This window comes from Candidatus Ancaeobacter aquaticus (assembly GCA_030765405.1).
Lineage (GTDB): Bacteria > Auribacterota > Ancaeobacteria > Ancaeobacterales > Ancaeobacteraceae > Ancaeobacter > Ancaeobacter aquaticus.
The window spans coordinates 1-21,708 of sequence record JAVCCP010000052.1; the positions used below are offsets into that span (position 1 = coordinate 1).

Consider the following 21,708-nt stretch of genomic DNA (forward strand, 5'->3'; position numbering starts at 1 on the left):
GAGATAGTCATCTTTATTAAAGAAAGTTTGTTGCCGTCTATTACCCCTCTGGATAATATGATGAGGAATATCAGGTATTATAATTCGTGCTATTCTAACCATGTTAAGTATTATATTTTAAATAAATAAATTCGTCAAATAATTTAGTATGGTGTCCCTGAAATACTAACACATTGACAAGTTTTCCGAAATTGACTATACTCCTAAATAGTAAGACTAATATGGAGTTTATTCCGAAATGGAAAACATTAAAAGAATACTAAAATTAAAACTTCCAGAAAAGCAATCTGCTTTTTTATGGGGACCCAGAAAAACAGGTAAAACCACGTATCTAAAAAATCATTTTCCGCACAGTTTAATATACGACTTTTTGAAAACAGACTTTTTTTTTGAAATTTCAAAAAATCCAGCACTATTACGTGAACGTATACTCGCAAAAGACAAAGAAATCCTCCAGTATCCAATAATATTAGATGAAGTACAAAAAGTTCCTAAAATACTTGATGAAATACACTGGTTGATTGAAAATAGGAATTTAAGATTTATTCTCTGCGGATCAAATACCCGAAAACTGAAAAGAGGACATGTCAACCTGCTGGGAGGAAGGGCATGGCGTTTTGAAATGTTTCCTCTGGTAAGCGCAGAAATTAAAAAGATAGACCTTTTACGAGCATTAAATCACGGAATGATTCCAATACATTATCTGCAAAACGATTACAAAAGATCATTAAAAGCTTATGTTCAAGACTATCTAAAAGAAGAAATCTTTGCGGAGGGGCTAACACGAAATCTTCCCGCTTTCACGAGATTTTTAGATGCCTTTGGATATTCACATGGTGAACTTACAAATTATTCTAATATTGCGCGCGATTGCGGGGTAGATTCAAAAACAGTAAAGGAATACTATCAAATTCTTGTTGACACACTGTTGGCCGTAAGAATTGAACCTTTTAAAAGAAAGCAATCCCGCCAAATTATAACCAAATCTTCAAAATATTACATTTTTGATGTAGGAATAGCCGGATTTCTAACAAAACGACATCTCGTAGAAGAAAAAGGGGCAGAATTCGGAAAAGCGCTTGAACACTTTATACTCATGGAAATTGCTGCTTATCGATCTTACAGTGCATTAGATTTTGAAATAAACTTTTGGAGAACAAAGTCAGGAATTGAGGTAGATTTCATATTAAACGAAGGAGAAATTGCTATAGAAATAAAAGGATCAAGCCGGATTGATAAAAAGGACTTAACCGGACTATCTGCCTTTATGGATACCTATTCTCCAAAAAGATGCATCATTGTCTGCAATGAAAAGGAAAAAAGACTGCATGGAAAAATAGAGATAATTCCGTGGAAACAATTTCTAGATGGACTGTGGAACAATACTATTTTATAAATATACGGAAAGAGTGAGTAAAGCGGGGGCAGAATGGCAGCCTGCGAAATTAATATAAAAATGCGCAGACTAAAGTCTGCGGCTACCTGTGCTTTTTGTTTTACCCCGGTTTACTCACCGGTTACAGACTTCATGCCCTTTTTCTTTTAAAAGCGTCACGGTCTGATAGGAATACCGATCAGGTTTATTTGACGCTCCTATCACTGCCACTTTCATACATTTACCTCTTTTGGGAATAAAGTATCAGTATATCCCGCGACATAATATGCGATAAGTCCAAGCCATTCGTGAGCAATGGAATTGAAAAGTCTTATATTTTCAATTTTCGGCCAAAACGATGATGCTTTTATCTTATTATATTTTTCTGTTTTGGTTTTAAAATCTACCGGATATGGTATTACTTTTACCCCGACCTTATTAAAACAGCCAACTGACCGCGGCATGTGAAATGCGGATGTAATGAGCACCCATCTTCCAGACCTGCTATCAGGTACAGTCTTTGCAAACTCTACGGCACCTTCATAGGTATTACGTGAATTTCTCTCAGCAATGACCCTATCTTCATCAATTCCAAATTTAACCGCCAGCCTCTTAGCATAATCTGCTTCCCGCAGACCATTACTTTGATCAAAGGTACCTGACCCACCAACGATGATTAACTTCGCTTCTGGATGCTTTCTTGCAAGAATAACACCCTCAATTATCCTGTCCGCATTACCACCAAGCTCCACAAAACCGTCTCGTGATGCTTCCATATGAATAATACCAGCTTCGACAATGATACCCGTAATTTCTTCCGGTATTTTTCCCTTCTCGATTCTGTTTTCCAATATCTTCGCTAAGTATGGTGTCAACAAGCTCTGTCCGGTTACAAAAATGAGGAGCACTCCAATGCCTATAAAAGTATTTCCTACCCTTTGCCCTTTTATTAATAAGAAAAAAAGACCTGCAAGCAATAGGATTATAATCACATTGAAAGGATTCACAAAAAACCAGAGTATTTTAGAAAACACAAAAAACATTTTAAACACCTGTATCAAAGATTAATCGTCAAAAGTATATTAAAAATAAATCGCACAACGCAAAGCGAAAACCGCAAGCCGAGCATTATTGTTCGGTATCTTTCATATGTTCAATTATAGGATACATCTCTTTAAAAAACTCTGTCATTGTTTTCATACTACCACTCACGCTTTTATCTATATGTGCGGAATTATAAGTGAACTGGGGTATAGAATTATAAATATGTGCCTTCAAGGAAAAATTGCTCTATCTTATTACTAATTTGTTATTTTTTTAATAAAACCGTCTCAAATTTCATTAAATTTCAAATTCACTTCTTGGAAGGCCTGATTGGCGAATAATTGATTGTAATGTTCCTATTCGAATTTCTTTATGATTAGGAACGGGTACAGTGGTTGTTCCCTGAGATGTTCGTTTTTGCATTGCAATATGACTTCCATGCTGCCTTACCTCAATAAAATTATGATTGGCAAGAATTTGACAGACATCTCGTCCCGAAAGAATGCGTAATTTACCCAACAGCCACCTCTAAATGAGTTATATAAACTTCTTCATGAAATCTTCCTTGTATCTCTTGCCCCGAAGCTGTTTCTAAAAATAACTGAATCGCTTCAATTAAGTTTTTTCGGGCTTTTTCTATTGTATCACCTTGACTTGCGATATCTAATTCTGGACATAAAGAAACATATCCATTATCTTCCCGCTCTATAACTGCTGTTAATTGGTATTTCATTTTGTTCCCTCCCCCCATTTTTTTATTATTATACTATGCCGGATTTTATCATAAAACACATGTACGGCGATATTTTTATTTATAATAGCATAAAATAAGCATTACGTATAATATGGATTTTTCAACAGCTTCTATCCGCTCCCCAGGAAATTTTATTAACCAATATGCCACATTCGCTTCTTTTAACTTTCTGTTGTCTCGAGATCCATACGCACTATCTATTGAAAGAATTTACTAAATACCACATTATTTTTGATAAAACAAAAAACATACTTTACTCCTCAGTATCTTTCATATGCACACCTGTCTTTGAACATTGTGCCCTTTTAATCATGAAAAGCGTGTTCTCGTTTGCATTTTCTACGCAAATCTTTATATCCAAATGACTAGATTGCCATACTCGAAATATCTCATCAGCAAAAGCTTGCCCAACAGTTTTGATCCCTTTAAAATCGAGAATGATTGTTTTAAAAGCGTCAAGCCCTGTCACTAATCTCCTTGCCTGAGAACGAGAAACGTATTCGACGCCAAGTTGGTAGAGCCGTACAGTTACCTTTGTTTTGCTGAATTCAAAGCTAGAATCCGTGTATTGCCTGAATATTTCATCAAGGTGCCGTTTTGTGTTGAGGCTGATAGAGAAAACAACTTTAGTCCCAATACGTTCTTTTATATCCTTTACCACAATATCCTCTAACAGGTTATCAAATATGAGTTTCTTATGAGAACTTTGTATAATGAATATATCAGCGGCTTTTGAAGTAAAGAATATGCCTTCTCCGCTATGGCTTTCAGGAGCAGTTGTTTGTTTCCCTTTAAGCAAATCCTGTATAGCTTCCATTTCACCATTCAGGTTTTTCTTACGAATAATATTATTGAAGAGACCTATACCTGTATCTGTTACTTCAAAAGACACAGTATCTTGACCTCGATCAACTGTTGTTTTTATCTTTTTAGATATGGAATGTTCGATAGCATTGTTGAGCATTTCAAGAAACGCGTAGGATAAGATCCCGGATACATTTTCCGGCATATCTAAGAAAATACCTGTTTGCTTTTTGATGTCTTTGAGAACAGCGTCTTCTTCTACGGGCTTTTGATTATTTATAAGACTTGTTATGTTAAGTTTCTTTTTTTTCGCTTTAGTAACGGCCTGTTCTGTTGCCGGAACATATTTTGCATTGTTTGCCTTTCCAATCAAAACGATCTTTCCTTCATCTCTTAATCTTTGAAAAAATCTGTTTACATACCCCCTCGAAAAGCCCGTTATTTTTACAATCTCAGCGGAACCAACCTCACCTTTTTCATGTAAAGTCTTTAAAATAAGGTTTCTTATATCCATATCCATCCTCTCACTAAGTATACAACTTTTTATTATTACACAAAGAAATAGTTGTATACAATATCACTAATACAATGAAAAATAGGCCTATTATGTTTACAACTTTAGTATATTTTAGAATTGGAAAGTTGTCAACACATATAGTTAGAAAAACGTAGTGCGGAACTTATCAGCTATAGAGCAGATCTGCCGTCACGTTGCGGCAGAAGCCCACCTAATCACATACCAAAAACCGGGCATACGATATATCTATCTGCTGATCAGGCACTTAAAAAGAGTGTCCCGTTTAAATCCGGCCATGTCTAGTACAAGCTAAGCAACATTAATATTATTACAAACTTCTTGAAAAAATCCCTCTGACCATATTTTCAAAGAAGCTCGATCCAATAATAGATTCTCTACATCAATTTTGGCCCTATCAAAATCTACGGTCTTAATCTTTTCACGAAGCATTTGTTTTAGGTATTCTTCCGTCAAAGATTCATCCAGCTCAAGATGACCTGTCTGTTTCATTCTACTTTCCAAATGTTTAATACTAACAGGCACTTTCATTCCAAGATACCAGACTAAATCATACCAGTCCCGTCCCTTTACCCTACTAGCCCACGACCTACATAATAAGGCATGCATCTTCCCTGCGAAAAGACAAGGTAGCGTATATGTGTTAACAGAAAAAGGTATTGGTTGAAAAAGATACTTAGCCTCAGTCTGGAAGTTCCCCGGAGGATTTTTATCAACTTCTAGCTTAATTTTTATTATTTTCTTTGAATGGATTTTTTCTCTTAAAGAGCTCACAGCATCAACAACTAACAAATTTTCCAACGTTCCAGCCTTAATAAATGCAGAATCAATATTAGATTCAATCTTCTTCTCTTTCTTTTCAACTGTTGTGTTAAAGCCAAAGCTTCTCAATTCTTCTTCAAGTGCAGCACAGTAATTTCCAAAAGAAAAATCTTCATCCTTTTTTAAAAGCGAGAAATCTAAATCTTCTGAAAATCTATTAAGTCCATATAATATTCTTAATGCAGAACCACCGTAGAAGGCGGATTTTTCAAAAAACTTCGATCGCCAAAGTCCAAGCAATGCTATTTCCTGAACAATTTCTTTTAAGGCATTTTCGTAGTCATTTATACTCTGACATTTATATTTACCCAACATCACCTTCAAACCCTCATTCATTTTAATTCCTCCAAAAATTTATAAAGAAGACTAACATTTCCTCCATAATACCTGGCTAGTACTTTTACCTTATTCATATCAAACCCCGCAAGAACAGTCTTTTCGATTCGTAAATTATCTAATAAATATTCTTCTATTTGACACACGTTGTTTATCTTATTCTGAAAATACAACATATCTGAAAGCGCCTTTTCTCTTGTCGCGATTAAAATTGAATGATATTTATCTATATCATGAACAGTTATTCCATATGGATAAATCGAAGAATTTATATATCTATAAGAAAAAGCACCTACTGGAGTATTGAAAAACTTTTTTCTTTTATTAGTAATACTTGTCACCGTTTCTACACGCTCTGGAATTAAATCATAATAATAGAGAGCATACTCAAGAGAAATATATGAAGGACCATATATTAAATTCGCCAAAACCTCGTTCGAATAAGGCTGTCTAGCCCATTCAGGGCCAAATACGTAAAGTCCTTTCTTAACACGAATAATTAAGCCTTTTTTCAGAAGATCATGTATTTTAACACGTGGATTTTTGTATTCATGAAGTAAATACTTAAGGAAATTGTAATCAAATTCTTCTGTCAAAATTGAATTTCTAATACTTAACATCACAATACGCCTCCAGTATGTTAGCATTCTACATACTTACTGGTTTCTTGTCAAGTGAATTTGGAGGGATGAAGATTAGACTTCTAACGTGGCAGGTACTCGGACAATAGAAATTAGTCAATCAACGACGAACAATGAACGACAAACTATTGATAAAAAAAGTGTTCCGATTTACCCTTCTGTATCTTTCATATGTTTGATTATTGGATACATATCTTTAAAGAACTCTGTCATTGCCTTCATGCTATCATCTACACTTGTTACAATATGTGTCGATAATCTTACCATAGCCCATTTAAATTTTTTACCATACATAACACGGTAAGCAGAATTATATAACACACCTTTGTAATGCTTGCTGAAATTATTATGATATATCGGATACCAGTACCAAATCAGCTCTCTCTGCACACCCTTATCTTTTGTTGGAATATGCGTCACTATAACATTAACAGGAACAGTTTCTCCTCCCAAATAAATATTATCGACTTTCATTTCTTCTATTATCCACCCCTGAGCTGGAAGACAATCTGTTGGCGGATGAAGCGAACTTTTTAGATCGCTTACAACCATAGTTATTTCAACGTCATTTCCCGCCTTATCCTGATACACTCTTCTGGATATATCGCTCTCCGGCAATCCTTTTATTTCTACTTCGGTTGGTCCGAGATCTTTTAACATCTTCCAGTTATGTATATCTCTTTTGTTGTAGTAAAATGCCGTATTAAAATTAGCGCCATCCTGACATTGCACAAATGGGGTCATATAAAGTACTGCATTTGCTATTATTAATACTGCTATAAACACATATAGTTTTTTATTCACTCACAACATCCTTCTTGATTTTTATTCCATCCAATATTTTTTTCTCAACGTAGAGCAAACCCAATGACATAATAAAAAGAAAATACCCTGAATAATCATGATATATTGATAGTGCTATATCCTTATTAAGGCTTTTAGCTACAAGTCCTATAGATACCACTCTCAATATATTTACAAATACCGCTATAGGGATTGCGGATAAACTTAAGACTATTCTCTTGATAATACTTTTCTCCGTTATATACGCAAATACGACTGCAAGGGCAAACAAAGAAACAAGAGAATTAATTCCGCTGCACGGTGCTGCAATATCAAAAGAGAAATAATCCAAATAAATACTTGTCCCCTTTTTCATAACATTAAAGCCAAGCATATCAAAAATTCCGACAGAAACAGAGGTAACAAAAAAACGTAGTGGGACACCAATAGTTTCTCTCATAAAACCAATAGGTATAACAAAAAAAGTATATGCAATAGGAAACCACAATAAAAGTAAATATCCAAAACCAAATAATAATACAATCGAGGACAGCATAAATAGGATAAATGAGACGTGATACATTTGCGACAGACCTGAACGTAATCCGGCAAAATAAATCAGTATACTAAAAATAACACCCGCAAGACCAATCCAATTCGGTTTAATAGCTACTGATTTTAGTTTATCAAAATTCATCCAAATAATGTAGGCCGAAACAAGAAAAATAAATGGGCCCAACGAATCTCGAGCAAAGCTAAAACCAATTGCGGATATATACTTAAAATCAAAATAAAATAAGATACCCGCCAACACAGCACTTATCGCTAATAATATTTTTGAATATAATGACATTCTTTGCTTTCTATTTCTTCAATGCGTTATAACAGCTTAAAATTTGTTCCACAATCATCTCTCTGAACTTTACCAAATCAGATTCTGTAAGTTCTTCCAACGCCCTAAGACAATCACAATTTATTTTTGAATCAATGTAGTTTAACACATTTTTACTCTCTTGTATTAATTTCTCGTTTTGCTTATAGATATCTAAATATTTTTGGGTTCCAATGCTTTTTAATTTTACTACTTTGTTATACGGAATGAGTTTATCGATATAGGACTCGAGTGTCGCAATATACTTCATATCGTTAATACCTTCTATTATTGCCTCCCACTGCAAAGTATCAATCGGCCCTTCTTTAGATGGATATGTAACAAGATGTGGCCGCCATTTCTTCCCACACCATTCCCAAGGTGTAAAATCATCATAAGGATCCTCCGTATTAAGCATTTGATAGCAGTATGGAAATATACCGTCAAGTTTTGATTTCCAAAGATAGAAACCTGACATGAAGCGGGCTGTTTTTGGCCTCTCTTTATTGATTTGCCAGTAATACAGCTCTTTCTTCTTATTCTTATTAATTGTCCCTTCATTTAATCCTTTTATATAGGCATCTATCTCGGGATCACAAAGTGAATAAATTGGAACATCTATCGAGTCCCATATCATATCTGCATATTTTTTCTTTATCGCAGTAGTAGTTACCCCCCCTTGCTCCTTAATTCTAAGAAACATATCTCTGCACTGTTCAGCTTTTTTTGGATTATTCGGCTCATCTAATCCATAATACATTAATGGAAGCAGTTTGTTTTTTTTAATGATTGCATTATTCGTTTTCACTACATCTCGCGGCCCACCCAAATATGGAATTCGTGAAGTAAATCCTACATCTTGGTACAGCATTAATATTTTAGTCAGATATTTCTTGCCGGAATAGATGCTTGCCCCCGTAAAGCCATGTGCCTTGATATTCTCTATTTGTTTTATAAAGTCTTTTTCATTTTCGTACTCTACTCCACTATTTGGATCAAGTTTTGCACGATAATAGATTAGAAAATCTTTTTTGGGATCCACAAGTTTAAACGGAAGAACATTTACTTTTAACTCAATAGATTTATTCTTTTTCCCTGATATAAATACATCAACAGCTCCCTTGTATTTCCCAGTCTTGGCATCATCAGGTATTTTTACAGTTATCCAAAATTGCTTTGAAGTTTCTTTTGAAATATCTGTCCTAATCTTACTAATCCCCCCGGCAGAAGGCCTTCTGCCTTTTAATATAACTGAATCGTCATACAGTAAAAGTTCTGGAACATCCACAGGCTCATCAACCCACATATTATCACCTGATTGCTTCCACACCTTAACAACCCTTACATCGATATTATCTCTTGATATAAGATCTTTTGAAGATTTAAGATCCGTCATACGTATTGATATATCTTTAAGAGATTTGTGTGCGTATATCGAAAATGTACTACAGGCATATTCCCCACGAACGGCATTAATGCTGCAGAAATCGATAGATTCATTTTCTGTGGGCTTATATTGATATGTGACTTTTTTGAAAGGAGTTATCGAATATACTGTTGCTTCTTCATAATTATCGGTATCAACCTTACATCCAGCTATTAAGAATATGACGGTTGTTACTAATAATGGTCGAATGCATTTAATAAAAGAAAATGAATTTTTATGCAGCATTATTGAACACCTATGCAGGAACATTATGGTGATGTTGAAGAGGTAAATTCGGGTACTATCTCATGCAATATTTCAATACATTCGCGAACGTTTCTCTCTTGCGACGCATTCTCAAGCTTTTTTATACATTCATCTATTCTTTCAATGTTAAGAAACCCTTTCTTAACATGAAATATTTTTGCATTTTGTGTTTTTTCTGCTTCTTCATATTTATACCATAATTCCTCTTTGAGCTTCTCTCCTGGGCGCAAGCCAATGTACTCAATCTCTATATCATGACTACCTGACAGCTCTATCACATTTCTTGCCAGTTCAAGTATCTTTACAGGTCTTCCCATATCCAGAATAAATAAATCCCCATTTTTCCCGATAGCAGAAGCCTCTAGTGTTAACTGTACTGCCTCAGATATGGTCATGAAAAACCTTTCTATGTCAGGATGAGTTACTTTTACGGGACCTCCATTTTTTATTTGTTCTTCGAATAATGGGATCACGCTTCCATTACTACCTAAGACGTTACCAAAACGAACAGCAATGTAAGAAGTTTTAGATTTACACCCCATATGCTTTATCAAAAGCTCGCATACTCGTTTTGTAACACCCATAATATTGACAGGACCTACCGCTTTATCTGTAGAGATTAAAACACATTTCTTCACTCCACACTTATCTGCAATCTCTATGACATTTTTTGTACCGAAGATATTATTCTGTACCGCTTCAATAGGATCTTTCTCCATCATGGGTACATGCTTATACGCAGCAGCATGATAAATGATCTTAGGATTTGTCTGTGTTATCACTTCTTTCAATTTAACCTTATTCTGCACATTTCCCACTCTTGAAACATATTTTATATAGGGAAAATATTCTGCCATTTTAAGCTCTGTTAGAAACAGATTGTTTTCATTATTATCGTAGAGAACAACAGTCGAAGGATTAAACTTCGCTATTTGCATGGCAAGCTCGCTACCGATAGAGCCGGCCGCACCAGTTATCATCACATTATTGCCTTTTATATATTTTGATATCGTCTCTAGATTAATAGATACAGCCTCTCTAAACAACATATCTTCAGGATTGACCTTATGTATTTGACTGTATAATTTGCGTTGTATGATATCAGTCATCGAAGGCAGTGTCATCGTTGTAATGCTGTTTGCAACACAAATATCTGAAATTTGTTTAATTGTTGCTTTATCTGCGGTCGGTAAAGCAATGATCACTTCTAAAATTGAGTTATCCACTATGAGGGCGTTAAGACCAGACAACATGCCAAGAATAGGGCAACCCATTATATTAAGTTTCTGTTTATGTGGATCATCGTCAACAAAACCTACCACTTCATACTCCATTTTTTGATTATTGCGAATTTCTTTTAAAAGCATTACGCCTGCATCCCCAGCACCCACAATAATTGTGTTCTTTTTCTTGGATTTCACAGTCATAAAGCGCCATTCCCTAAAAAACCGCACGGCAACACGCATTCCACCAATAAGCATAATTGATATCATCCAGTCCAATATGAACACAGTCTTAAAAATAATGACATTATGCCTAAAATAGAATAAAAGGAATAATACGAGCGCAGAAATAGTTGAAGCTATGGTAAGTTTAAACAAGTCATATATTGTTGTATAACGCCAAAGCCCTAGATGCATTCCCAACATATAAAAAACTATCAATTTCACAATAACAAAAGTTATTGATGTTTTGATAATCAATAGTGTCATTTGTGTCGGAATTCTAAACTCAAAGAAAATCAATAAAGCGCATACAAATGATACTATCATCAAAAATGAATATGCCAAGAATACAAAAATCTGTCTATTCTTCTGCATCATGTTATAGAGCCGATTAAAATATCTCATTTATAATTATTCTCCAATAGTACGTTTTGCTTCTAATTCCTTTATTATCACCCAATAGCTTAACAAGGACAATATTACAAAAGATAGTAATGTTACAACAATCTGTGTTTTATACCCAGATAATAAATACACAATCGATAGGATTCCTAAAACAATCGATATAGCACACATAAACAAAGTCACGTGTTTATGTGTATACCCGCAAGAAATGGCTCTTTGATAGAAATGCGTCCTGTGAGCCTTATACCATTTCTCTCTCTTTATTATTCTAATAAAAAGCGTAATGGCCGTATCATATATAAAAGCCCCCATTACTATAGTTATGGGAAACAATAATATCGGCTGCATTACAGCAATAACCGCTATATAAAAACCTATTACCGTACTACCCACATCACCCATGAATATTTTTGCATTTGGGAAATTAAACCATAAAAATCCTATAATTGCAGAAGATAAAACTATACCCATTATAATAATACTAGGCTCTTTAATTATATGCCCCATAATAGCTATAAAAACACCTGTAATAACACCCTGCAAGCCAGCAAGGCCATTTATGCCATCCATAAAATTATAGGAATTAATGAATCCTACTATCCATAGGATATATATTCCCACGGCAACTATACCTAGTGATACTTTAATACCATAAATAACCATGTACTCAGGACGACCGACAATGAATATGATGCTTAGAGCTAAAAAAAACTGACAAACAATCTTCACCGTTTCTGACAAGGTATGCTTATCGTCCAAAAAACCTATAAATGCTAAAATAATGATAGAGACAATATATCCATAGAGTTGAAACACTGATATGATCAGAATTCCAGCATAGAATGATAACGTTAACCCGCAAACTAAAGCGCAGACTATACCTATACCCCCACCTCTTGGAACCGGATTTTCGTGAGAGCTTCTTTCATTGGGTATATCTATTAACTTTAACCGCTCAGCATATTTGATGACTTTGTTAACTATGTTGTAAGAAATCAACATTGTTAGGGGAATTATGAATAATATTTTTAAAATAGTTATGGGATTCATTTCAGATTACCAGTTCTAGATAATACCTTCTTCACGCATCCACCGTACTTCTTCCCTAATACCATCTCTCAAAGTATAAGGTGGCTTATACCCTAAATCGTTTTTGATCTTCTCAGAGGAAAATGTTAATGAAGATGATAATTTCAGGACACGATCACTATCTATAGGAACCTTATTACCAAGAAATATTTTTGCAACATCTCCACACCACCCCAGCACTTTAACTACAAAGAGTGGCACATGCAGAGGTCTCCATTTGATTCCTAATTCCTCGCATATTGTATTTACAAGATAAACAATTGTGTAGTCATCTTGATCCTTAACGCAAAACACTTGTCCTCCGGCACCGCACTTCTCTTCAAGAGCTAACCATACTGCATCAACAATATTTTGTGAGTAGATCATGCTTCTTTTTGCTAAGCCCTTCCCGAAATAAAAAAATCTTTTTTTACTTATTGCTTTTATCAATCGTTTTACATTGCCTTTATCGTACGGTCCATACACAACTGGCAACCTAAAAACCACAGCATCATAACTGCCCTTTTTCGCTTCCTTCAAGAGCACTTCTTCTGCTCTCAACTTTGAAATTCCATATGCGTCTTTAGGCATACAAGGCGTGTTCTCATCATCTTCTTTGTTCTCTGACTTTCCGTAAACCATTATAGTAGATAAATATATAATTTTCTTAACTTTTTGCATCTTTGCAACATTTGATAATAATATTGTCCCTTCGTAGTTTACCTGAAAATAATCAGCTTCTTTTCCGGAAGGATCGTGCGCCTTCCCAGCAATATGTAATACTGTATCTACTTCTGACAAAAAACACAAAAGAGCCTCTTCATTAGTTATATCCCCATAATAAATATTTACTTTTTTGATAACCTCTTTACTTAGCCTGCTAGAACTTCGCACCAACACGTTGACATCTCTTTTGTCCTCCAATAACTTGGCCAATATTTGACTTCCAATATTACCCGTAGAACCTGTTATTCCGATTTTCATAATTATCCCAGCTTAGCAGCATTTTGTGTGGACAATACACTATTGAACTTACGAATAAGATCGACAGTCATCATTGTAGATGTTTATAGACACCATAGATATTGTTTTACTCTATTTCTGCCATACAAACCGATTGACATAATCTGTATAGCTCATAATTGTGCGCAATACTTTCTTCGAAACATTCTCAACATCGTAATCTTCAACTATTCTCAGTCGCTTATCCGTTCGAGAATACTGCGACACAACGATATCAATAGATTCTATGACACGCGCAGCCTTGAGCCCACACATTATCAAAACACCTTCATCCATACCCTCCGGACGTTCATGTGAATAACGAATTGTTACCGCAGGAAAATTTAAAATCGATGATTCTTCCGTAATAGTGCCGCTATCGGATATCACACAATATGCATGCATTTGCAATTTTACATAATCAAATAAACCTAAAGGGTTCAAGAATCTGACACGCTTATCAATTTTCCTATTTTTATTCCCTTCGAGGTGACGCCTAATACGAGGATGTGTAGTCACAATAATTGGTTTACTGTATTTTCTAGCAATGTCGTTAAGCGTGTCTAGTAAATCATTGAAATTCTCTTCATTTTCGACATTTTCCTCTCGATGTGAACTAAAAACAAAGTAATCATTTTCCTTTATCTTAAGTCGTGACATCACATCTGATGCGTTTATAGAAGGCATGTAATACATTAAGATCTCTTTCATAGGAGAACCTGTTTTGATGATCATTTGTGACTTAATCCCCTCTGAAATCAAATATCGCCTCGCATGCTCTGTGTATGGAAGATTAATATCGCTTATATGATCAATGATTCTGCGATTTATTTCTTCAGGAACTTTTTCATCAAATGAGCGATTACCCGCTTCCATATGAAAAATAGGTATTTTCTTACGTTTTGCTGAGATCGTACACAAACAACTGTTCGTGTCTCCAAGAATCAGTAGAGCATCAGGCTTCTCTTTTTCAAATATCTCATCAGATTTCGAAATAACATTTCCTATTGTTTCTGCTGCATTTTCACCGGCTGTATTTAGAAAATAATCTGGTTTCTTTATTTCAAGCTCCTTAAAAAAAATTTCATTTAACTCATAATCATAATTCTGCCCGGTATGCACTAAAATATGATTTGTGTACGTATCAAGCTCATGAAGGACCCTCGACAACTTAATAATTTCTGGCCTTGTACCCACAACGGTCATTATTTTTATAGCCATATATCTCCTCAATATACGTTTTATATCCAGATTAACGTAACAACTCTTCCCCTTTAGTTAAATCAAAGTCTTCAATAAAAAGCTTATGATTCTTCAAAAGAGTGTGTGTTTGATTATAATCCATAACTGAATCTTCCGAGCTAAACTCCTTTGTTAACACAAAAGGCTTTTTTTCTCCTTTTGTTCTTAATTCTGGGAGCATAGGACGTATAACATAATAGTCTCCGCGTTTTGTACAGTGATGGATCTCTTCCTCGGATATCAAGATTTCATGCATTTTTTCACCTGGTCTCACATCAGTTACTTTAATATCAATACTTCTCTCGCCTATGAGTGCTTTTGCAACATTTAATATTGTTGCTGAAAGAGCTATCGGAATATATGTCTCCCCTCTCAATGCATCTCTTATGGCGAAAAATACAGTATCTACGGCTTCATTCAAAGTAATCAGAAAACGTGTCATATTGTTATCTGTAATGGTAACGGGGCCACCTTTTTTTATCTGATGATGGAAAAGAGGTATCACAGAACCACGAGAAGCCAACACATTACCATATCGCACACAGATAAAGCGAGTGTGTGGATTTAAAATATTAGCTGAAATAATTACTCTCTCTTGTATAGATTTGGTCATACCCATAACATTAACTGGTTTACAAGCTTTGTCTGTACTAATCGATATAACAGTATCTACCTTATAATTGTTTTCATTTATGGCTCTAACAATATTGATAGCTCCCATACAATTAGTAAGTACAGCCTGCTCTGGAAAATATTCACATGATGGCACTTGTTTTAAAGCCGCAGCATTAACAACAATATCCACATCTTTTACCGCAGAACATACATCAGAGTAACTACGAACATCACCAATTCTAAATTCTAAGATGTTTTTAAAATTATTATAAATTACTTCATCTGTAGCTACGAGCTTATGTAAATAGCTCATTCTCATTTCATGTTGTTTTGCTTCATCTCTTGAAAAAACTATTATTTTTTTGGGGGAACCCAGTTTTCCGGTTAATACTCTCTGTATAAACGTCTTTCCCATAGACCCTGTGCCGCCAGTTACTAGTACTTTCTTATTGCTAAATATCATCTCAAACCTCATTTTTAGTGTTTATTTCATTAATCATTTTATCCCAAGAGGGAGGATTATACCCTTTGAGTCTTCTGAAACGATTTGAATTAAGACTCCTATCACAACAAAATTCATCATCAGTAACTATCTCAGTATCTAAGTTCATTTTATCCTTAATGAGCAATAAAAGATCATACTTACTTATTGGCTCACTAGAAATATGGTGCATTCCCGATATATCAGTATATTCCACAAGAATTCGTTCTATTATACGACTCATTTCAGTAGTTGTAAAACCAGAAAAAATAGCTTTTTTATATCCTTTTACCTGTTCCTTTTGCGACAGGAACCATTCTAATAATCCTTTTTTTCGAGAAAGCTCTCTACCAATAATAGATGTTCTTATGGTAACACAATGCAGGTCGATGACTTCACCGAGCAACTTACTCCTCCCATACAAATCATCACTATCCGGAAAATCATCCTCAGTATAATTTCCTTTCTTTCCAGAAAAAACACAATCTGTGCTCATATGAATCATACGAGAACCATATTTCTTGCACAATAATGATAATTGATGAGGAAACAGCGAGTTTATTTGAATACTCGGGACATTTTCTGTAGCCGCCTCTCTCTGCTTTACAATTCCAATCGCATTAACAACAGCTTCAGGTTTAAATTCAGATAGAACATGCTCGACCTGGTCGATATCACAAATATCTACATTATAGAATGTGTTTCTATCATCATATATCCCATATTTTTTATACTCCATAGTATTGAGTCTTAGAGTTACCGATACATCGTGAGATTTTCTTAAATGTAAAAAGAGTTGATGGCCTAGCATCCCATCTCCCCCTACAATCAATATTTTCATATTATTTTATCCTTATTAAAATCTCTTATCATCTGATTTAAGCGTTCTAAAAGCATTTCTCTTTCGAATTCTTTTTTGAAGAAAGCTCTTCCTCTACAGCCCATCTTCTTCATATCATCTACAGGCATTCCATAAAAACGTAGTGCAATATCAGCAAGTGCTTCAGGATTTTCAGTCGGACAAGTTATTCCTGCTTGCGCTTCATTCACTATTCGAGCTCCTTCACCATCAAGTGACCCAATAATCGGTTTTCCGCACGCAAGATATGATTGTACCCTAGACGGTATAGTTAATGCAAATATTGGATCCTTTTTTAGAGATACTAGCATTACATCTGCCAAAGAAAAGAAATAAGGCATGGTGTTCTTAGGGTGCCTTCCTATTAAGTGAACTACATCACTTAATCCTCTATTTTCAACCTCATTCTCTACCCAAGATTTCATTCTTCCATCACCGATGATAATCCAGTGAATTTTATCGTTTTTTGTTTTTACGATTTCAGCAGCTTTTATTAAAGTCTCAAAACTTTGTGCCTTCCCGATATTCCCTGCTGTCATTATTTTAAATCCATCCGGCGATACTAAATCAAGACTACTTTCATGCTGTTTTATTTCCCTTGTAAAATAATCCTCTACACTATTAGGATAATATTCAATCTTATCTTTTGCTCCCCCCCATTTTATTATTGATTCTGTAAAAGCCTTTGACTGTATAAGTATTTTATCACAATTTGAGTAAATATATCTCACTAAATGCCCAATAAAATTAATTATTCTTGATGATTTTACAGTATCCGTTGCCGATACACTTTCTGGCCAAAGATCCTGTACCCAAAAAAAGATTGGTATTTTTCTGATTTTTTTAAGCACAATAGCGGGAATACCTATAAATATAGGTGATGGTTCAAAAACTAATTGCGCATCATACTGTTCTTTGCATATTATTGGGGCTATCAATGTAGATACAAGTGTGAAGAAGACATAATTTATAACTAGACGTATTTTACCACTCTTCCCTCTGGGAATTAATGGAACTCTAATTATTTTTATCCCTTTATAAAATTCTCTGCTTTTCTTAAAAAAACCGTACCCTTCATAAAAAGAACCTTGAGGATAGTTCGGCTTTCCAGTAAAAACCGTAACTTTACAGCCCTTTTCAATTAACCCAACAGCAATGTCATTAATTAAAAAACTTTCTGGCCAAAAATATTGAGTAAGTATAAGTATATTCATCATCTACACATAAGCAATCGTTATGATCGTGCACTGCATTAAAAACTATACCAGTTCTTCATACATATCTATATATTTAGAAACAATTGAATCCCAGGAATAATTATCAATAACATATTTTTGTAATTTTTTCCCCATCAGTGGCAGCGTATTTATATTCTTTAGCATTTCGCGCAATCCACCACCAATACTTTCAACAGTAGCACTAACAACCTTTCCCCCACCAATATTCTCAATTTCCGAAAAACCACATTCTTCTGTAATAAGTACTGGAGTCTCGGATGCTCCTGCCTCAAGTGAAACAATTGACATTACATCTGATCTTGATGGGATCACCACTAAGTCAGCGGCATTATATGCCATTGACTTAACATCATCAGCAATATGCCCAATAAATACAACTCTATCTTTAAGCCCACTACTATTTACAAATTCATATAATTCATTATACATACCGTCATCCGGACCAGCAATAACAAGTTTAATATTAGGAAATTCATCTTTAATTTTCAGAAAAGCCTTTAATAATAAATCCGGTCCTTTTATAGAATTCAAACGACCTACAAATAATATAAAAGGATATTCACCAATTTGATACTTTTCTCTAAAACGCTCATCATCCTTACCTAAGAATAATGTTGGATCTATTCCATTAGGAATAATTGTTATTTTTTCCTCATCAATCCCCGCGTCCACAAATAAATCTTTCTCTTTTTGTGTTGTAGCAATAGACACACTCGCATTCCTAATTATTTTATTCCCAATAAATACATTATATAAATGCTTTAAAAGTTTTGACCGTCCATACACTATAAAAGCACCTGCCGGACAAAACACGTAATGTTTTTTCATGCGTCTTGCATAAAAATATACTAGAGCATTAATAAATGTCCAATGCCCCATAAGATGTATTACATCAACTTTTTTTATTAGTCTTTTTATTTTTTTAGGATAAAATAATGGAAAATACAATCTTTTAACAAGACACGGCAATGCAATTACTTCCACATCTTTTAATTTGCTAATATGCTCTGGATTCAATCCGATATCAAGAATTAGAACACTGCATGCTATTCCACTATTGCTGAATGCCTTACACATATGAAAATTTCGATCTGCCATTCCTCCGCCATTAACCAGATCAAGAGTTGTATTTACGTTTAATATTCTCATAAATCAACGCTCCCTCTCTACCGACACCATACATATACCATTTCGCAAATCGATCAATTCCGTCCCTAAAATATACAGGCTCTACGAAACCCGTATTTTTTATTACACATAGATATATAAATTATTTGATTATAATTTGCCATTATCCATTGACATCTTCAATAAATTGTATTTTGCCGTATAATGGGTCTGAGGATTATCAAATGAGTGAAATGGGGCACACAACATACAGGAAGGATAATGTCGTATTTCTCGTAATTTTTGCATTTTCTCTCCAAACCACACTGACTCAAAAGTATCATTATACACATTTCCCATGACAACATCTGCAAGATAGCAGCAGCATGTCATATCCCCATTTACCTGGACAAAACACCAGTCATACGGGTACATACAATTGTTTATAGTAAGACCTAAATCTTCACCAAATCTACGATAAAATACCTCTATTTTGTGTTTGCTTGCTACTTTATCAACACTTCTTAATGTTTCGTTATATTCGTTTTTAATATTTAGTAACGTATTTTTTTCTGATTCCATATTATTGCACATATATTGACCAAAACTAACCTGGCTAACTTTTAAAGATTTAGCTAATTCAACAAAAGCTGGCATCTCTTTATAATTTCTAACATGAACAACAAAATGCAATTTGGTTGATTTAATATCTTCTTCTGAAAGATTCGATAATAAGCTTTTAACATTATTGATAGTTTTATGAAAGTCTCCCCCGCTCATTTCTCTATTATAAGTGTCTTCTTCTGCAGCATTTAATGAAATTACTAATCTTTGCACTCTCCCTTTTAATAAATCAGAATATTTATTGGCTAAAGTGCCATTTAGAGTCTGAGATATTAACTTCTTTTTATTATTATTTTTAAATATATACTTGAGAACATCAGGGTATTCAGGGTATAAAATAGCTTCGCCCCATCCAGTTAAATCAATCATTTTTGCATGTTTAATAGGGTTTATGAGTTTTTCCAAGTTTTCATAATTCATATCTGAGGCTTTATAATTATTACGATCACAAATACTGCATCGTAAATTACACCGCGTTGTTAGGGAAATTGCAAGATATTTTGGGTATTCTGATATTCGTTTTTTATAATAAAAAGGAAGCGTATTTAACAACGCACACTTCTTCCTATTAATTTTATTATATATCCTAAAAAATCTTTCCTTAGATTGACGAGATAAATAATTATTAACAATTCTTCTCCCGAGAAATTCAATCATATGCATACCTCATCTGTACTAATATATTTATTATTGTTATTCAAAGTCTTAGCTAACCCTTTTTTACGAACTCTATTAGCTAATAATATCATAATGGCAATATTTAATAAATAATATGGTTTAATCCAATCACCATAGCCCAATGCTTGTATTGTTGAAGCAATAAACGCCGCGGCAACTCCTCTATATATATGATTCCCTGACTGAAGCAGTAATAACGCATTTTTGTATATTAAGTTATAATAAATTATAATGAGTATTAATATGGCAGGAAACCCACCTGCCACTGCCCAAAATAGAAAAGCATTACAACTTCCCATCATTTTTTCGTTATAAACAAATCCTACTCCAAACGGATGACGCAATATTGTCTCCATTACAAATTTCGAACCAGCAGCTTTACGATCCAACCCACCAGTTCCCCCATGTTTATCCCTCACAAACGTTTTTTCTATTCTAGTACTATGCCCTCTTAAAACATCAAACATATTTTGTGATCTCTTCATTATATAACTAATCATAACAAAAAATATCAACAATCCAATAATAGATATAAATATTTGCGTCACCATGTTCCTTTTAAGATTTTTCTTGTATCTAAACAATAACAGAACGACAATCCCTCCTATAAACGCAAAATATCCGGCAAACGAAAACGTCATAATAAAAGCAATAATACACACAATACATATCAACAAATACATTTTCTTCTTTTCCATTAAAAAAACGCCTAATGATACAAATAGGGGATACATTAAGAATCCGGCAAAAACGGAAGGCTCTAAAAACCAACTTTGGACACGCAATATATTGCCATCCGCACCACCTAAAATTGCGTTTGCATAACCTAATATTCCATAACTTCTTTCAACAGTATTAAAATAACGTTCTAAATTAATGTAAGTAGGAGTCACCGAAAAATCATAATATATTATTAAAAAAAGTATTATTGATTGCACTGAAAATACAAAACCAAAATAAATAACAAATTTAATAACACTGTCAGGTAAGTTATTGAATTTTGAAAATTTTATTAACACCAAAGGCAATATAAGAAACATATAAAACAACTTACTTGTCGTTAATAAAGACATGACAAAACTTCCTTGAAATAAAGGATAAATCAATGTGCATGCAAATAATAAACAATAAAAAACCATAATTGACTTTTCTAACCTGGATGAAAATCCAGAATTTTGAAAAACCAGAAACAAACACGGAACAACCATTATTTTAATAACTCTATCTATGAGCAACGAATGAATTAAAAAAGCAGAATACTGAAAGATGTAAAAACTCAGGATCAC

At 34.1% G+C, this 21,708-nt stretch carries 21 protein-coding genes; 1 reads left to right on the forward strand and 20 read right to left on the reverse strand.

From position 1 onward, the window contains the following. The first annotated feature begins 238 nt into the window (after positions 1-238). Complete coding sequence (locus tag P9M13_06740) at positions 239-1,396, forward strand: AAA family ATPase (protein MDP8262981.1); 1,158 nt, start codon at positions 239-241, stop codon at positions 1,394-1,396. Between the two features lie 114 nt (positions 1,397-1,510). Here P9M13_06740 and P9M13_06745 read toward each other — a convergent pair whose 3' ends face one another. The 20 genes from P9M13_06745 to P9M13_06840 all read right to left on the reverse strand — a co-directional run bounded on the left by P9M13_06745 (position 1,511) and on the right by P9M13_06840 (position 21,495). Continuing rightward, complete coding sequence (locus P9M13_06745; protein ID MDP8262982.1) at positions 1,511-1,612, reverse strand: CoA-binding protein; 102 nt, start codon at positions 1,610-1,612, stop codon at positions 1,511-1,513. Beyond that, positions 1,609-2,418, reverse strand: a complete 810-nt coding sequence (locus P9M13_06750; protein ID MDP8262983.1) for a YdcF family protein — start codon at positions 2,416-2,418, stop codon at positions 1,609-1,611. Before P9M13_06750 ends, P9M13_06745 begins: the two co-directional genes overlap by 4 nt. Before the next feature lie 298 nt (positions 2,419-2,716). Beyond that, complete coding sequence (locus P9M13_06755) at positions 2,717-2,938, reverse strand: type II toxin-antitoxin system HicA family toxin (GenBank protein MDP8262984.1); 222 nt, start codon at positions 2,936-2,938, stop codon at positions 2,717-2,719. Next, positions 2,931-3,152: a type II toxin-antitoxin system HicB family antitoxin gene (locus tag P9M13_06760; protein ID MDP8262985.1), complete on the reverse strand. Its 222-nt coding sequence runs from the start codon at positions 3,150-3,152 to the stop codon at positions 2,931-2,933. The genes P9M13_06755 and P9M13_06760 overlap by 8 nt, the downstream gene beginning before the upstream one ends. A gap of 274 nt (positions 3,153-3,426) precedes the next feature. Next, positions 3,427-4,491, reverse strand: coding sequence for a DUF4325 domain-containing protein (locus P9M13_06765; GenBank protein ID MDP8262986.1), 1,065 nt, complete (start codon positions 4,489-4,491; stop codon positions 3,427-3,429). 312 nt (positions 4,492-4,803) lie between these two features. Next, a complete protein-coding gene (locus tag P9M13_06770; protein MDP8262987.1) occupies positions 4,804-5,670 on the reverse strand; it encodes a nucleotidyl transferase AbiEii/AbiGii toxin family protein in 867 nt (288 codons plus the stop codon). Beyond that, the gene (locus P9M13_06775) at positions 5,667-6,293 is read right to left on the reverse strand and encodes a hypothetical protein (GenBank protein MDP8262988.1); all 627 of its coding nucleotides are present in this window, start codon (positions 6,291-6,293) and stop codon (positions 5,667-5,669) included. The genes P9M13_06770 and P9M13_06775 overlap by 4 nt, the downstream gene beginning before the upstream one ends. Positions 6,294-6,461: 168 nt before the next feature. After that, entirely contained in the window at positions 6,462-7,115 is a 654-nt protein-coding gene (locus P9M13_06780) for an EpsI family protein (GenBank protein ID MDP8262989.1), read from the reverse strand. After that, positions 7,108-7,947, reverse strand: a complete 840-nt coding sequence (locus tag P9M13_06785; protein MDP8262990.1) for an exosortase/archaeosortase family protein — start codon at positions 7,945-7,947, stop codon at positions 7,108-7,110. Before P9M13_06785 ends, P9M13_06780 begins: the two co-directional genes overlap by 8 nt. 10 nt (positions 7,948-7,957) lie before the next feature. After that, positions 7,958-9,637 carry a hypothetical protein gene (locus tag P9M13_06790; GenBank protein ID MDP8262991.1) on the reverse strand — a complete coding sequence of 560 codons (1,680 nt, stop codon included), beginning with the start codon at positions 9,635-9,637 and terminating at the stop codon, positions 7,958-7,960. A 23-nt stretch (positions 9,638-9,660) separates the two neighbouring features. After that, positions 9,661-11,508 carry a nucleoside-diphosphate sugar epimerase/dehydratase gene (locus tag P9M13_06795; GenBank protein ID MDP8262992.1) on the reverse strand — a complete coding sequence of 616 codons (1,848 nt, stop codon included), beginning with the start codon at positions 11,506-11,508 and terminating at the stop codon, positions 9,661-9,663. 6 nt (positions 11,509-11,514) lie between these two features. Continuing rightward, complete coding sequence (locus P9M13_06800) at positions 11,515-12,558, reverse strand: glycosyltransferase family 4 protein (GenBank protein MDP8262993.1); 1,044 nt, start codon at positions 12,556-12,558, stop codon at positions 11,515-11,517. Positions 12,559-12,573: 15 nt separating this feature from the next. Then, complete coding sequence (locus tag P9M13_06805) at positions 12,574-13,560, reverse strand: NAD-dependent epimerase/dehydratase family protein (protein ID MDP8262994.1); 987 nt, start codon at positions 13,558-13,560, stop codon at positions 12,574-12,576. 111 nt (positions 13,561-13,671) lie between these two features. Further along, positions 13,672-14,799, reverse strand: a complete 1,128-nt coding sequence (gene wecB / locus P9M13_06810; GenBank protein MDP8262995.1) for a UDP-N-acetylglucosamine 2-epimerase (non-hydrolyzing) — start codon at positions 14,797-14,799, stop codon at positions 13,672-13,674. Between the two features lie 31 nt (positions 14,800-14,830). Continuing rightward, positions 14,831-15,898: a polysaccharide biosynthesis protein gene (locus tag P9M13_06815; GenBank protein MDP8262996.1), complete on the reverse strand. Its 1,068-nt coding sequence runs from the start codon at positions 15,896-15,898 to the stop codon at positions 14,831-14,833. Position 15,899: 1 nt separating this feature from the next. Continuing rightward, a complete protein-coding gene (locus P9M13_06820) occupies positions 15,900-16,757 on the reverse strand; it encodes an SDR family oxidoreductase (GenBank protein MDP8262997.1) in 858 nt (285 codons plus the stop codon). Beyond that, positions 16,754-17,992 (reverse strand): glycosyltransferase family 4 protein, encoded by a 1,239-nt coding sequence (locus tag P9M13_06825; protein ID MDP8262998.1) that lies wholly within the window; start codon positions 17,990-17,992, stop codon positions 16,754-16,756. The genes P9M13_06820 and P9M13_06825 overlap by 4 nt, the downstream gene beginning before the upstream one ends. 42 nt (positions 17,993-18,034) lie before the next feature. Further along, the gene (locus tag P9M13_06830; protein ID MDP8262999.1) at positions 18,035-19,162 is read right to left on the reverse strand and encodes a glycosyltransferase; all 1,128 of its coding nucleotides are present in this window, start codon (positions 19,160-19,162) and stop codon (positions 18,035-18,037) included. A gap of 129 nt (positions 19,163-19,291) precedes the next feature. Beyond that, positions 19,292-20,401: a radical SAM protein gene (locus P9M13_06835; protein ID MDP8263000.1), complete on the reverse strand. Its 1,110-nt coding sequence runs from the start codon at positions 20,399-20,401 to the stop codon at positions 19,292-19,294. Next, positions 20,398-21,495, reverse strand: a complete 1,098-nt coding sequence (locus tag P9M13_06840; protein MDP8263001.1) for a hypothetical protein — start codon at positions 21,493-21,495, stop codon at positions 20,398-20,400. Before P9M13_06840 ends, P9M13_06835 begins: the two co-directional genes overlap by 4 nt. Between the last annotated feature and the right edge of the window lie 213 nt (positions 21,496-21,708).